The following is a 15,435-nucleotide window of genomic DNA, read 5'->3' as shown; positions in this document are numbered from 1 at the left end:
ATATACACATTATAGCGAATAAAAGCACACGGATAAGACGTGATGATCTTCATGCGATGTATATAAAATCCGCTATAATGAATAACAATGACATGAGTTCAAAGAAGTCAGACTCGAGTGTTTAAGGATTATCGTCAAAGGACAAATAACAAAATGAAATTGTTTCCCTTATACGACTAACTGTTATGAGATCCGACCTTAGCTTGATTGGTTCGCGACCCCGCAATTAATTACTCTCTTCATGAACATTCATAAAATCATGCCGATAAGCCCAATTTTCATGAACAGTACCTGTTCTTATCGAACAATAAATTCATGGTAAGTACAATCAACTTGCTCAACTAGAGCAGAAGCGCACTCCTGACCATCGTCATCAAAATCATCTAAAATTCTCACTAATTGTTCATGTAAGAGAGAGCCTCTTATAAACTCTCTCCAAATCTCTTTTTGAATTTTTTTACATTCTTCTCTAAATAGTAGAATGACGTCTTTTCTGGTCAAATCAGTTTTTTTTTCTAAAATTTTTATCATCGCCACAGCTGCATTACGGTGTCTTATAGAAATATCTGAATAACCACATGAAGTACATAAATATTCTCTCAACTTATCGATAGATCTTTTTAATAGGTCTGGAAACTCACTAGGCTTAGTATGCATCGCTTCAATTTCTGCTTCCCCGCAAGGCAAATCATTTTTATCTAACCTTCTGATAATGAGGGTTTGCTCTTCATATGTATGACATATCGCAAGCCATGCCTGTAAATCTGCGTGAGTGGCGATTTTTATATTCATTCGTTTCAAGCAAATTCTTCTTTCTCTATCCGGCATCAATGCAAGCGCTCTCCCACATTCTTCCGGTTGTGTAATTAAGTGAGCAACTGAGTCAAAATATTTCAATCGAATCGTGAAGGGAACCATTTCTAGAAAAGCTAATGCGTTTATGCTATCGGTAAGTAACTGAGGTAGTTGAGGCTTAATAATAGCTATTATATTTTCAAGGATACCCTCTTTGGCTTTCCAGAAATGTAGTGTGCTAAATAATGTTTCCTGATTGACTATTTTCTTAGCTATTAGTGAGGAAAAATATTTTGTTGCGAATGGTAGACAGTTGAGATTCCAAGAGTCTATGTGTTCTGCATTCGTCCATAATATGAGGTTGTCAAAACAAGCATCGATCACTAACTTTTGACTGTCGTGAGGAAGACTTACTAAAATGGCCAAAGTAGAATCCAAATTGATGAGCAATTTAGGCAATTTAGGGGAAAGAATACTCATCAGGTGTACTATGACAGGATGATAAACAGAATATTGCCTCGTAGAACGGAGCGGATTTATACAATAATGACTTTTGAGCGCATTTAAACAGACAACACAATCTTCTGGAGTATTAATGGTGTCAGCCAAGGCTTGTGCATACCTCTGAGTAAACTCTTGCTCTGCCTCACCCTTAAGAGATTGTATAGTCCGTGAGTAATCGAAGACATGATCGAGCGACGAAAGCAGCGCGAGCGGAGACAATAAGCTCATCACTGAGAGTTGTTGCTTCTCTGATAAATACCTTGAAATTCTTTGAAATACAAACCAGTCGCCTTCCGTTATAAACAGACCGAAGTGAGGTTGTATTAGCGCAATCATTTGAGCTATAAAAGCAACGATTTCCTCTTGAATGTCATATTTTTCAGCTGTAATAATCAGTTTTTTTAAATCACTATAAGAACTCACACAGTGTCTGAACGCATTAAAATTCTCTGGGCTGTAGGCATCAAGTTGCATTAAATGCTGACAAAAGATATTGAAATCAATCTCATCAGAAAATTGGTGATTCGCTAGCGCCTCTTTAATTGTCACTTTTATTTCATCTAACAGATACATAATAAATCACCACATCGCATAAAATGATAGAGCATATCATTTTATGCGCACAGAGAATATATATTATCCAAATGCATCATCAAAAATAACACTCAATTGTTTCGCTATAACTCCAATTTTTTATAAGCTACCGTAGTTGCTATGGTTCAATTAAATTAGAAGAGTTTACGAAGGAACACATGAGGACAATCCAGGCTAAAGCCTTTGAGCAACAATCATTTTGTATCATTTTGAATAATTTCAGTCCCGGACAGCCTCTTGTAATGGGACTATTTTGGGTACCATTTATTATAGGTAACTCGCTCAAGCGCAGTGATATTACACGAGCACTTTTACTTGCTATAATGTGTAGATAAGGATTATTTTAAAGAATGATCTCAGACGGCCATTTCAGCGATGTCATATTCTTATTATTCGTTTTATTCATTCGCACATTCGCCTCTTTGGTAGTCTCTGTCTAAACTGTATTGGGATTTTTTATACAACTACCAACAGGAGTTGATGCCGTGAGTCTCAAGCAATTCAATTGTCGCTATTTATTAAACGAAGATCGCATTATTTTTCGCTTTAACACGTTAGATCATAGTGAATATATCTTCTGGCTAACGCGTAGAATCACTCACTGTATTTTAATGTCAGCCAGTCAATTTATTCAAACTGAATATGAAAAACTCACACCTACGGTTGCTAATTTTATAACAGAAATAAATCAATCTGATAAACAGAAAGCAAACTATGCAACAGCCTATGAGCCGGGCAACAATTATCCACTGGGTGCTGATCCTGTATTGGTGATGGATGCTAAATGCAAAATGATGAAAATTGAAGAACAAGAAGTCTTCTCACTTGATTTTGTTCTTCCTGGCGGGGCGAATTTAAATCTCAAATTAGCGATACCCATAATGAAACCGTTGATCCTATTATTAGAAGAATTAAATGTTCAAGCGAATTGGGGTAGTCCGATGTGTTAGCATGCTTTGGTTGGGCAAACTATTACCCGACCAAAGCACCCTAAATTAAGGGGTAGTTTAGCAAGCGTAACTCGTATTTGACGAATGTGTAATCCAGTATCAACTTCATCCGATAATCACCTGTTCTATTTGAGTTGATCCACATCGTCCAACTCAAAGAAATTAGGTATTGAAAAAGTTTCAGTGCATTTGGAGTTGAGTCCTAAAGTCACGTTCTTCCTGTTGCGGCATATGATCTAATGTCGTTTGTGTTGTATTAATACGCTCCTTCAGGCTTTTTATTTCCTGACCGATTGATTCTTTTTTATCGTTTATTTCTTGATCACTATAGAGCTCCTCACCTAAATCCCATTCATCCTCGTCGGATTGATCAAAAGTTGAAAGTTCATGATCCAAGTCGCTCAATTTAACCTTCATGGTATTAAGACTATTCTGAAGAGTTTGAATCTGCTTCTTCATGTGCAAGTCACTCTTTCTAACACTGCCATTACATGTGGGGGCTGTTCATGAAATTTGTTTTTAATATCCGTCACATCAGAATTAACGCCTGGAATGCAGCCAAAAAACGTAATCGCATCACGAACACCAAACTCTGAAGTATCACATTTTTTACGCATTACTTCACAAATTTCATGTTTCATCGCTTCATTTAATGATTTACTCATAATACACCTCGAATAAACTGTATATTCATTTCTAAAGGCTGAAGATCAACAGAATGCCCTTGTATGATTTTTATTCTAAATGTTCTGAGTTAATGATTTATGATGAGTTAATATCAATTGCCGTATTATATATATGCAATTCGTGTATCAAACGAGCTAAAATAAAACTGGAATATTCTTTATAGAGACCCATCCCACTTTTTCATAATTTTTTCTTTAGGATTCTCCAAATGATTCGCCCATGCTTTTAATAGTAAAAATACAATTTACACTTACGTCATCGATCCATTGACCCTTTTGTAACTAGTTAAAACCAAGTGTGTACAACGCATATGATGCCGTAACAAATAAATCATAGCCCTGATAAATATATAATTATGTTTAAGATGCTGTATAAAAATTATATGATGGGATGCAGGATTTACCCTTAAAAGGATATAAAATGGATAAAAGATGTATCTTGATTAGTGCACTCTTGAGCTCAATGGTAGTTTATGCGGATCATTGTCCAGCACCCAATACACTTTTTATGAAGCAAGGTAATAAGTACATTACCCTAACACCACCTGGTTGGCGTTGGGCAGGATCCTGGGGTGGAAAACCCGAATTTAAATCGGATAATGTACGATTAAATTATGCTATGTGGGATTCTAAAAGAATAAATCCAGATGATGCAAATCGTGTTCACTGTGTGTATGGAAATCCAGTTTTTGATGGCAGTAAATCTGGTGGACTCTTACAAACTGAACGCATCATTGCTCGATCCAATATTGAAAATAAACCCAATTGGCGTCAATTTGGTGAGACTTATTTTAGATGCGATGGTCCAGACGTGTTTCAATGCCTGTTTGGCTAGATTGACTATTCCTGCCTCAGTATGTTGGCTTGAGCTTAGCCAAGCACAACTGAGGTTTGTTGAGGTAAAGGAGTCTTTGCCTGTTATTACCAGACTCTCAAATAATAACAACAAGAGTGTCCCTTCTCAAAATAAAGGCTAATACGTCCGCATTGCATCGTTACTAATGAAGTAGTCGGAGCCAGGTATGTGGTAGTTTGGTGGGTAAAAATTGCCTATAATAGACTCTATCTGTATAATTTTAATATTCTACGTCAGTTCACTATTATCAAGTTCAGGAATAAACACATGACACAATTTTATATTCCGCCATTGTTTGAGTTGATTCGTTCTAAAGATCTGAATGACCACGAATTAATTGCATCGATGCAATCAGCTTTGGATGAAGAAGTAGAAATATTTGATTTACAAGATTCTGATTATAATAATGCCTTACATTATTGTATCTATTACAATCGCAGTTTAGATGTTATCAAATGGTTGATTAACCTATCCCCATTCTCTGTATATGATCGCAATAATATGGGCAATCATGTTCTATTTGCTGCTGTAAGCTTTAGTAGTCTCGATGTTATTTCCTATTTATTACATCATTTTTCTGATTTGGTTCATCAAGTGAACAACAATGGAGGTACTATCGCACATGCTGCAGCAGTTGGACATTTTATACAGGAGGAACCTTTAGCAACGCAGTGTATTCCCTATATTAATCAGCCTGATTATTTTGGTGACTTGCCAATTCATGCAGCGGCACAAGCTGGAAATATAACTGCAATAAAATGGCTGGTAGCTCATGGAGCTGATTTGCATGCACGAACCGTAAAAGATGATCTTAGCGTATTAGAAATGGCAACAGTACGCGGCAATATTGAATTATTAGACTATCTGAATGATTACTTTAACTTGAGTACACCCACTAATAATGGCTTTTATCCTATTCAGTTTGCTGCTATGAATCATCCAAATTCGTTGCAGTGGTTTTTAGACCAAGGCTTTCCGGCGAATTGGAAAAATGATCTGAATATAAATTTGGTCCATAATGCAGCCAGCTACAACATTGTTGAGAATCTGGAATTATTAAAGTCAAAACAAGTCGATATTAACCTACCTACAGCAAATGGTTGGTATCCAATCCATTTTGCAGCCCAATCAGGTGCAGTTGAGGCAATTGATTGGTTTGTAAAAAATGGCGTTGACCTTCAATTAAAGTGCAAATCTGAGTTTGATAATACCCCTCTGGAAATTGCTGTGCTTAATAATCAAGTCGATGTTCTGGATTATTTGCTCGATAAAGATGTACCTATAAGTCAACCAGGAACTAATAATTGGTATCCCATACATTTAAGTATTCGTCAGGAGAGTTACAAAGCCTTTGTTTGGTTAATTGATAATGGTGCTGATATTAATGCAGAACAAGAGGATGAGGCGGGTGAAACTCCGGTTATCTGCGCCGTATACTCAGATGATTTAAGTTTCTTACGTACACTAGCTTTATGTGGCGCGGAGATTGATAAACCAAATCGTCTGGGTATTTATCCTATCCATATGGCTGCTTATACCAATACCAAAAGTCTGAAATGGTTATTGGATAAAGGGGTTTCTCCCAACAGAAAGCAAGCAACTAACGAGGAATATCAGCCCATTCACTTGACTGCTATTTATGGAAGCCCAATATTTCTAGACATTCTCCATAGCTATGGTGCCAATATCAACGATGAAGACCAAACTGGCCTACAACCTATTCACTATGCTGCAAAAAGAACAGATCTTGATGGTGTCGTTTTACAATGGTTTGTGGATCATGGTGCAGATGTTAATGCAGTTGCTCAAAAAGATTTTGGCAACAGGCCGGTGCATTATGCAGCCATTAGAGATTCAGTTGTAAATTTGGAAGTATTATTCGCAGCTAAAGCGGATATACATAAAGCTACAGGTGGAGGGCTGTATCCTCTGCATTTAGCGGCCTATCACAACAATCTGCGCACCGTTAAATGGTTACTGGCACATGGTGCTGTTGGTGATCAATGGGAAGATAACGAGAACGGAGAAACCCCGGCGCATTATGCAGTACAACGAGGCCACGTAGAAGTACTGGAATTATTATTTGAGCATGGTTTTGATGTCAATAAAATCAATAAGTACCAAGTTACCCCTTTTGAGCAAGCAGTGCATTTAGGTAACCAACACGTTATTGATTGGTATTTTAATAAAAAGATAATTTCCAAAAATTAGGTTGTGTTAACAATTCCGATTTCGACGTCCCGCGAACACGTCGCGGAACGTTGGGAATAAATTGATGAATTGTCACCATATCCGAGTTAAATACTGCTCGAACAGCTTCATACAAACTGTAAGAAAATTCGGTACAATCTGACTTTTCTCTACAAGAAGATAAACAATCTTCGTTTTGAAAAAAAGATTGAAACAAAACGTTCACAACCAGGTCTTGCCTTTTACTTCATAATCTTGCTTCCTTCACAGAAGAAGCGGATAATTCAGATGTTGTATCATGAGTCTCATCTGATCGTGCTTTTTGTAGTTGCTCTTTAAAGTGCTGCACGACTGATCTTGTCTGATACGCTTTTTCTTGTAATTCTGGCATAAGAATTTTGGGATTCATCCCATGAAAATCAGTTCCATCTAACTCGTCCACAGTACGTGCAAAGCCATAGGTTGGAAAAAAATAATTAAGTGCAGGTGCTAAGGTCTTGGGTAAAACATGTTCAGCGAGTATATGTCCATTATGTGAGTTGGCACAATAAACGGTAGTTGATATACAACGTCTCGTTTCTGGATCTATTTGTGCGCCAAATCCTGCCCTCCATTCATTCATATCCCCTGTATGATAAGCTCCAATGACCTCTCCTTGATCATTCGTTACAAGTCCGATGCCCAACCCCCAACTTACGTGCTCGCTATCACTGGCTATAACCCGTACCTCGTCAACGAGCTTATCCTTTGACTGCGGGAAATAGTCTTCTTTCATCGAATACACTGGCTTAACCAGTTTGAACGCATCATTCAACTTATCGTCATTGATCCAGGATGTAATAAACCGGGCATAATCTGAGGCTGTTGTCTTCAAACTATTCGCGGCTACTGGCTCAGGACCATAAGTAGTGTGGGGCATATTTAATGCATGAGGTCCAAATACATTGGCCCAGGCTAATGTTTCCAAATCAGAATCGGTTACGGTCTTGATGGCCCCTTGCAAGCAATCAATGCCAGGCCCAGAATAGGCATAATGTGTACCCGGATCGAACTGAAATGAATACGGTTCTCGAGCCACAATATGCAAGCCAGTTCTATGAGACAGAACCATTTCAGCATTTAACTTTTTTGCCCATTCACGATACTCAGGAACAAATTTTTTAAGAAAAGGATTTTCATCATCAGGTACTGTTGCTCCATTACCATCTCGATACACTTGATATAAAGGCGTTTTTAAATTAAACCCACTGTTGAATTTAGTGAATTTTCCAAACCCCGGTATGGCTTCATCCGCTTTATTGGATGCCATCAATTTTAAGACCAGATAAGCAAAGATCGGTTTACTGAGTGAGGCAGCGCCAAACACTGTCTCTGCGTCAACAGGACTTGAAGTAGTATCTTTACCACTTTGAGTCGTTCCAATGGACATAGTCGAAATTGCCTCATTTCCATATGAAGCAATAGTCACTCCTGGAATTTTGGCTGAGGTCATTAATTGTTGTGTTGATTCTCGAGTTACCCCATTCAGTTCATCAACTTCAGTAGCTTCAAGCGGGTCATCCTTCAAAAATGATGGTCCAGGATGTATTTGCGGTAAAAATTCGGCAAGACCGGTTGACCAAGGTTCTGCAGCATGCCCTCCATTATGAAGTTTGCATCCAATACCTGACTTTTTGGCTAATAGCATGGTGGCTTGAACCAAAGGTTCATCACCTAATCCACGATCACCTGTTTCTAGAATTCCGGCCTGTAGTTTAACATTGACCTCACCTTTCGGCACTTCCCTTTTGGAAAGCTCATCATAACCAGTCTCTAGCATGTGTAATAAATAGTTTTGCTCCTCTTTACTTGCCAGAGGCGCACGCCAGGTTCTATCTTCCTCATAACGCACAGGCTCCTCAACTGCCTCACCATTTAATCTTGAAGCGGATGGTCCCCACCAAACAGCAGGAGATTGAGCAATCACTTGCCCATAAATATCGGGATGCATTTTAGCAGTGTACAGTGCTTGAAGACCGCCCATACTTTGTCCACATAACCCTATTTTCTGAGGATCACTTGTGACAGGTATACCTGCTTGTCTTAACGCATCTGGAATACGGGCAAGTATCGCATCGGTTTGTAAATCACAACTGTATTCTTTAAGCCTTGGCATTGATACCCATTTCCCCTGCTCCATAGTAGGTTGTGCAGGTGTTACAAATACCGCGATGATTGGTTCCATTGTTCCTTCAGCAATTAAATTATCCAGAATAATTTTTGTATCCATACTATTTCCAAAGGCATCCTGCCCTAAGTGCATGTCACCATCCAACATGACTTGCATAGGGTATTTTTTCGGTTCTAAAGACTTATAACCTGCTGGAAAATAGACTTCAACCAACTGCTCCTCCGTTGCCAATTGATAGTGCTCATCCACCAGTTCGCTTAAATTACCGTCCGCATTAAGCACACGTCGTTCTATATGGCCTTTGTGTTCCACAGCCAATTCTGGATTTTCATATACGGAAGTGACAAGTGTTCCATTAGATAAGGCTATTTTGTTGATAATATTAGGTTTTTGAGCCAACTCTCTGGGCTTCACATCGGGATGCATAAAAAAATCACTGCTCTCATTAGATGCCATAGACCGGCTTAAAATCCATTGACCATTGTTCTCTTTGGTCATGGAAAGCATATGCTCTGCTCCAGATGCATCATGATAGCCAAATAACATTTCTTTGGGGGTTGGAGTCGCAGGATTAGGTGTATAAATAAATGTTGCTGTAATCTCTGATGAAACCGTATCAATAACTACTTCAACGATCCCTGCACTTTCACCAGTTACAGCTAATTTAATAGATTCTGACATCTGAATTTAATCTCAGTAAATTCATAGTATAGTTTAAAGCACTAAAGGCGTTGTGTTCTTGTGGATTTAATTTACGCATTATTTTCAGTAAATTTTCCATAAATCCTGGAACGCCGTCTGTTTTTAGTTTTTAAAATGATGCAATTAGATATAAATTAGAATCAATGCTAGTCAAATTGAATAAAAACCCAAAAATAGCCCAAAAAAACCATTTTAATCTAAAATTAAATTATCCTGGATGTTTATATAAAAAAAGAAGTTCGATAATCCTATTAAGAGGAACTAGCTATGAAAAAATTATTATTAGTTACACTGATGATATTTTGTGGTGTTGCCTTTTCTGCTAATGAAAGCTTTTTGTTTTTCCAAACAGCTACAGAAGGAAACCTTAAAAAAGTGAATAATAATCATTACCTTTTAACGATACAACATGCGCCCAAATATGTGAATTATTTTTCAGATCGGCCAGTTAGAAAATCAGGCATAATGAAACTTGCAAAATTTAATTCATTCTGGACGAACGATGAAATAAAAAATAATTTTAAAACAAATCCACCGAATGTGGCCATTGTTTTAGTTGATGCACAAGGTAAACGCCAAGACCTGGTAGCCATAGCGTCAAACCCCAAACTATCTAAAGAACAATTAACTTACGAGCTTCAACCCATAAAGACACAAAACGTATACATCGGACCATTCAAATATATGCTTATGATTACTGATGATATTAGCTGGAATCCAGGAGGATTTTAAATCGTCTTAGGGAGTTCAATCACTATCGATAGCACGAGAAAGACCGTGATTTTTACTGGATCTTCGCGCGCGTCGCTTTTTTTGACGTTTAATCTGTTCCATGCGTTGTTGTTTTTTTGTTTTTTCATTACTGAAGGCAGCTTGAAATTGTTCACAAAGCCTCACTCTTGCAAAATATCGGTTATCCTCTCGACTTCTGGATTCCTGACATTTTATTTCCAAGCCAGTTGGGAGATGCTTTAAATAAACGGTTGATGCAGTTTTCTGGAGTTTTTGTCCACCACTGCCGCTACCCAGTATAAATTTTTCAATAAGATCCTTTTCATCAATATGCAAGGCACTCATTTGTTCCGTCAATTTATCTTTTTTTTCTTTGTTAATCATGGAATTCTGTATAATTTAAATGATTTTGAGTGGTTCGGAGAACTAAAGTGCTGATCCAGGTGGGTATTTGAGCACCAACTCAGGAGCTTTTGATCGCCTCAACACCTAACTCATTGAGTTATCATTAAACCTGTTAGTCTGGAAAAACGTTCTCTTTATTACATGACCACCATCGTCAGTTTATGCACTCGGTGAAACGCTATTTGATTGTTCCAGTTTAACATAAAGAGCATGTTCATATAGACGTTGATAGCATTTTTCAAAATCTTTTATAGGAACGTGTGTCTCAAAATCCAGAATTTTCAGAAAGTTTATTTCTAATAGATTCAGTTCTGATAATGAGACTCCCGCAACCCTTGAGACAAAAAGATTATCAAATCTTAAGTCCATAAGTTGTTTATAAGCCAAAAGTAACGAACAGGCAGTTAATCGGTGTACATTCATTTCGTTTAATGACGCATCAGGAACCTTCTCTAAATATTTATTTAAATAAATCACTAATAGTATATAGATACTCGGCTCATTAATAAGATAGGTACAAAACCGGAGTAGATAGTGCTCAATAGTAATTGGAGGTTTGCTTTTACCCGTATATTCATCTTCTCTATACGATTCAGCATGATGTGTAATAACACTGTTCATTAATAAAGAAGCAATTGTTTCAATAAGAAATGAGGTACTGATATCACTTATTTTTGGGATCTCAGTGGCTGGTACTGTTTGAATCTTCTTGTCTTTTGAAAAGAAGAATTTCATGGTTACTCCTTTATAAACCAAAACAAGCCTTTATCGTGTATAAAGTCTCAAAGCAATTCGTATACTCTTTTAGATCATGATTAATGCAGAGATTTATTAAGTAGCAAACTAACCGAGATGCTATTCAATGAAGTACTTGCTGCATGCATTTGACTGTTCACCAATACTTTAAAAAGTGATCGGTGTATTTCGGAACAATTTCAGGCGCAAGTTTAAAATATTTTATTCGTTGTGTCGATAATTTGAGATGTTGGACTAAAAAACAGGCTCACGCAGTTCATCCATCATTCATTGAATTTTAAGAGTTGATGATGCTTAAGAAACTCAAAAGTGTTTTCAATGTTCTGATACGATTCATCCCAAAAAACCACACTACAGGAGCTGTCTAAAAGACTATTGGCTTGTTTCAAGGTTTCTCCGGATGTAACAAAGTAAGTGGTATTATTTTTAATATTAATCTGTGGTTTATTGATATCTACCAGTGTTCCTTTAATCTGAGGAAACGTTATCCAACCCGCGTGATATGGTGTTGGATGAATACCTAAAACACGTATTGAATTCATTTGAGCAACATAATGCAGTTTCTCAAGATTTTGATCGAACATCATTTCATACATTTCAGGAACTAAAGCGCCAGGAGTTCGGGCTGCGGCCTCAAGAAAGATTAACTCACCCGTTTTTTTGTCCTGAAAAATTTCAATATGAAAGGCCGATGAAAACATCCCTAAACATTTTAAAATGCTGTGGCTAAACGCTTTTAGATCTTCAAACAATGATTCGTCCTTAACAGGAATACTTCCCATTGGACTTCCTTTAGAAAATTTAGCTAAAGGATTTGCGTATCGCCCTGCCATAAAAAACTCAATGTCATTATCATGCACCACTGCATCACAATGAAATAAATCACCATCAATAAACTGATCGATTTCAAAAGTCCAAGGTTCTTGATGTATGCATTCCAAAACCTTACGAAAGGTCAGTTCATCAGGGATATAATAAGTTCCTATGCTACTCACTAAATCCACGGGTTTAATGAACATGGGAAAGCCAATTTGATCTATGACGCTTTGAATATAACGCTCATTATTCTCTTGATATGCTTGTTTATCGAATAAGACAAATTCTGGCGATTTAATATGCCCTAGCAATTTATTTTTTGAAACCGCTTTATTAACATAGGGTAGAACCTGCTCTGTAGTGCTACCTGGTATCCGGTATTTTTCTCTTAACTGAGCGCAAACAAGTTGAGTGCTGTCCTCATTTGTTAACAATCGAATTGAGCCAGCTTCATGATCTTTAAGATAACTCAGTAGAATTGTTTCAACTTCATGAAAATCAATTTGATGAAAATTTCGCGTTACCTGATGAGTTTTATGAAAAAAAGATTTATTGGTTTCTGAGAGTTTATCAAGACAATATTCACTGCCAATTAATATAAATTGTGAATCTGCATCATATGCAATTTGAGACAGGGTGGCTTTAATGGCTACAACATTATACAAAAATAGATACACAGTCATCTTTACACACCTCCCTATCACTGAAGGCCGATACTATACCATAGTTTTTCTATTTTGAACATAATGTATTTTTTATGATCCAATATCACTCTGCTCCAATCCTAAAAAAGGCATTCGCTCACTGGCAAGTCACCCGTTTAAAGCAAGGTAACACGATTCCCTCAATGCGAAAGAGGGATAAATTAAAGTTGATTTGCAGTGTTGCCAGTGTAGAATGATGCCTCCAGGACTTATGAAAAACACCAATCTATTCGTTAAACTCAATTTTTGATTCAGTCATTTAGTTAATCTACACTCCCTCATCAAAAATTGAGTTTTGCTTTGACCTTAGGGTTTTTCATAAGTCCTGTTTACTTCTTATCACTCTCTTTAAATTGAGTAGAAAGTAAGGTTATATCAATAAAAAAAATATGGATTTTTCATCATGAGACTTATCAACTTATTAATTGTAATGCTATTTTGTTTGAATGCAGCACGCGCAGACGGAATAGAAGGGATTCAATCAAAGCAGAGGTTTTCATTTGATGTCAGTTGGTTGTATTGGCGCCCATCAGGGGCTACCAGTGATTATGCATCCATCACCGCGCTACAAGGAACACATGCCAGTGTTACTCCACTTTCAGTTCAATCGGACTATTCGTCAGGTTTTAGTATCGATACGTCCTATCTATTCACTAATGATACAAATGATATTGCGTTCTCATATGTAAATTTTAATCAAAATTATACCGATGGGCCTCATCATGCGGTTGGTAGAATTACCACTGTCGAAGTAGCGCAGCCTATATTAAAAGCCAATATTTACGATCAGACACATGCAACCCTTAATTATAATTATGATGCATATGAATTAAACACAGGTTATTTAATTCAATGGCAGCAGTTATCATTAAAGTTACTGGCGGGGTTACGTTACGCCGAACTCGCATCGGAGATCAAATCCTTCTATGGCATGAATAATGGAACTAGCCTCACACATTTAATTGAATCTGATACCAAGGCCCTTGGTCCAACCATTGGGATAAAAGTTACTTACCCTCTTTTCAAAGATATTAAACTCAATGCTATGGGTGAAACCGGGTTATTAGTTGGTACAACAGATGTACAAGCTTCAGCAATTAATACCTCTGGTTTTCCTTTTTTAACTGCTGTAGACGGAACAAATAATCGACATACAACGATTCCTTTCTATGATATAAAATTTGCTTTAGAAAAAGCTTTTACCATGAATAGAGACAAGCAGTTTGTATTACGAGCCGGATTTTTTGGCACCTATTATGAAAACGCATACATCCGCCGAGATTTGACCAGCTCTGCACAAGAAAAATCTATTTCTTTTTATGGACCATTTGCAAGCATAGGCTTAACTGTTTAATCGTATTAGAACTTATAGCGAAGCAGCATTCTTCGTGACACACAAGCATGATACAGAGCACTCAGAGAGCCTGGTGGATCGTTTCTCCAGGCACTCATTACCATTCATACGCCTAGAGAGGCCATACCCTTCCTCCATGACTTCTAGTCACAGTGCTTCTGTGTCACGAGAAATCCCATTTAAAAGCGTGCCTGGAGATCATCAATCAGGCACGTTCAAACAGTAAGGGACGATATTAAAGAATTTACTCAAAGAATTTTTTTATCCCAATCATTACTGGAACAGATATGATTCCACCCGAGTTACTGATACTTGCTCTTTGAATAGGACGAATGGCCACCATCTTTTCAATTAGGTTGTTTCCTAATAAACCATCACTGGCCATGATACCCACTTTTACAAAAGCAGAAAGACTGTCCTGAATATTCATCAATAAGCCCATATACAATCCACCGGAGATACTGGAACTGGTTTTATAAAATATAGTGGTGGTTTCACTACCGAAGGTAACTGGCACACCATTTAAGCGATCATTCGAGGCAATTATTTCTGGTCGATAGCTGCCGCCAACTTTAGCCCCTACAAACGGGTAAATGGTCTTATTGGCCAACGTAAAGTTAGAATCAAAGTAAAAGGTGCTTAGTAAATACCCGGAAAATGATTGATATTTACTATAAGTTTGGTCCAAAAATCCAACAGCAGTATTACGTTGATATCGTTGGCTTCCTGCAAAGCTTCCTTCAAACTCTAAACCCCACTCCAAATTATTAGTGTACGCATAATTGATACTAGCACCATAGAAATAGTGGGTATCAAATAACCTATTAAAATAATAATCATTGCCTACACCTAGAACTCCAGAGATATTGGGATTCCCTTGGAGATTGATACCACCAAGTCGAAGGACTTTTGAGGGGTCAGAAAATCGCGTATAGCCAGCACCACCATCTAAAGACAAATTCCATTTCCCAGCAGTTAAGGGATGATGAGTCTCCCCCATAGTTCCGGCGTAAAGAGAATGAATAAAACACATACCCAGGGATAATAAGAAATGTTGTAACTTGAGAAATCTCATAAAAGTCCTTGTAAATAAGTAAATACAAACGGTGATAAATTAATCTGAACGCCATAACCATTTTGGACTAACCAGGTCGAGGATAATAATCGTGAATGGTTGGATCAAAAGCAAAAAGATACAACATACTGACACCTAAATCTATG

The 15,435-nt window shown here is 37.4% G+C and carries 13 protein-coding genes; 5 read left to right on the top strand and 8 right to left on the bottom strand.

Annotated features, from left to right (window positions below):
- Positions 1 to 297: 297 nt before the first annotated feature.
- On the bottom strand, positions 298 to 1,872 hold the full coding sequence (locus Lqua_RS04230; RefSeq protein WP_058473026.1) for a hypothetical protein: 1,575 nt from the start codon (positions 1,870 to 1,872) through the stop codon (positions 298 to 300).
- A 506-nt stretch (positions 1,873 to 2,378) separates the two neighbouring features.
- Here Lqua_RS04230 and Lqua_RS04225 point away from each other — a divergent pair.
- Positions 2,379 to 2,843, top strand: coding sequence for a hypothetical protein (locus Lqua_RS04225; protein ID WP_058473025.1), 465 nt, complete (start codon positions 2,379 to 2,381; stop codon positions 2,841 to 2,843).
- A 180-nt stretch (positions 2,844 to 3,023) separates the two neighbouring features.
- Here the strand turns inward: Lqua_RS04225 and Lqua_RS04220 are convergent, their stop codons facing one another.
- Positions 3,024 to 3,302: a hypothetical protein gene (locus Lqua_RS04220; RefSeq protein ID WP_058473024.1), complete on the bottom strand. Its 279-nt coding sequence runs from the start codon at positions 3,300 to 3,302 to the stop codon at positions 3,024 to 3,026.
- A complete protein-coding gene (locus Lqua_RS04215) occupies positions 3,299 to 3,508 on the bottom strand; it encodes a hypothetical protein (RefSeq protein ID WP_058473023.1) in 210 nt (69 codons plus the stop codon). The genes Lqua_RS04220 and Lqua_RS04215 overlap by 4 nt, the downstream gene beginning before the upstream one ends.
- A 442-nt stretch (positions 3,509 to 3,950) precedes the next feature.
- Here Lqua_RS04215 and Lqua_RS04210 point away from each other — a divergent pair, with 442 nt between their 5' ends.
- On the top strand, positions 3,951 to 4,364 hold the full coding sequence (locus Lqua_RS04210) for a hypothetical protein (protein ID WP_058473022.1): 414 nt from the start codon (positions 3,951 to 3,953) through the stop codon (positions 4,362 to 4,364).
- Between the two features lie 288 nt (positions 4,365 to 4,652).
- Positions 4,653 to 6,596 (top strand): ankyrin repeat domain-containing protein, encoded by a 1,944-nt coding sequence (locus Lqua_RS04205; RefSeq protein WP_058473021.1) that lies wholly within the window; start codon positions 4,653 to 4,655, stop codon positions 6,594 to 6,596.
- Positions 6,597 to 6,822: 226 nt separating this feature from the next.
- Here Lqua_RS04205 and Lqua_RS04200 read toward each other — a convergent pair whose 3' ends face one another.
- Positions 6,823 to 9,426: a serine hydrolase gene (locus Lqua_RS04200; RefSeq protein ID WP_058473020.1), complete on the bottom strand. Its 2,604-nt coding sequence runs from the start codon at positions 9,424 to 9,426 to the stop codon at positions 6,823 to 6,825.
- A 288-nt stretch (positions 9,427 to 9,714) separates the two neighbouring features.
- Here Lqua_RS04200 and Lqua_RS04195 point away from each other — a divergent pair, with 288 nt between their 5' ends.
- Positions 9,715 to 10,179 (top strand): hypothetical protein, encoded by a 465-nt coding sequence (locus Lqua_RS04195; RefSeq protein ID WP_058473019.1) that lies wholly within the window; start codon positions 9,715 to 9,717, stop codon positions 10,177 to 10,179.
- A gap of 15 nt (positions 10,180 to 10,194) precedes the next feature.
- Here Lqua_RS04195 and Lqua_RS04190 read toward each other — a convergent pair whose 3' ends face one another.
- The 3 genes from Lqua_RS04190 to Lqua_RS04180 all read right to left on the bottom strand — a co-directional run bounded on the left by Lqua_RS04190 (position 10,195) and on the right by Lqua_RS04180 (position 12,839).
- Positions 10,195 to 10,563, bottom strand: coding sequence for a peptide chain release factor family protein (locus tag Lqua_RS04190; RefSeq protein ID WP_058473018.1), 369 nt, complete (start codon positions 10,561 to 10,563; stop codon positions 10,195 to 10,197).
- A 180-nt stretch (positions 10,564 to 10,743) separates the two neighbouring features.
- Complete coding sequence (locus Lqua_RS04185; protein ID WP_058473017.1) at positions 10,744 to 11,319, bottom strand: cyclin family putative virulence effector; 576 nt, start codon at positions 11,317 to 11,319, stop codon at positions 10,744 to 10,746.
- 284 nt (positions 11,320 to 11,603) lie between these two features.
- A complete protein-coding gene (locus tag Lqua_RS04180) occupies positions 11,604 to 12,839 on the bottom strand; it encodes an ATP-grasp domain-containing protein (RefSeq protein ID WP_058473016.1) in 1,236 nt (411 codons plus the stop codon).
- A 424-nt stretch (positions 12,840 to 13,263) separates the two neighbouring features.
- Between Lqua_RS04180 and Lqua_RS04175 the strand changes: the two genes are divergently transcribed.
- Entirely contained in the window at positions 13,264 to 14,214 is a 951-nt protein-coding gene (locus Lqua_RS04175; RefSeq protein WP_058473015.1) for an Lpg1974 family pore-forming outer membrane protein, read from the top strand.
- A gap of 244 nt (positions 14,215 to 14,458) precedes the next feature.
- Here Lqua_RS04175 and Lqua_RS04170 read toward each other — a convergent pair whose 3' ends face one another.
- On the bottom strand, positions 14,459 to 15,289 hold the full coding sequence (locus Lqua_RS04170) for a hypothetical protein (RefSeq protein WP_058473014.1): 831 nt from the start codon (positions 15,287 to 15,289) through the stop codon (positions 14,459 to 14,461).
- Between the last annotated feature and the right edge of the window lie 146 nt (positions 15,290 to 15,435).

The organism is Legionella quateirensis, from assembly GCF_001467955.1.
Classification (GTDB): domain Bacteria; phylum Pseudomonadota; class Gammaproteobacteria; order Legionellales; family Legionellaceae; genus Legionella; species Legionella quateirensis.
Note: the sequence above shows the minus strand (reverse complement) of the source record. Positions and strands in the feature narration are given on the sequence as shown.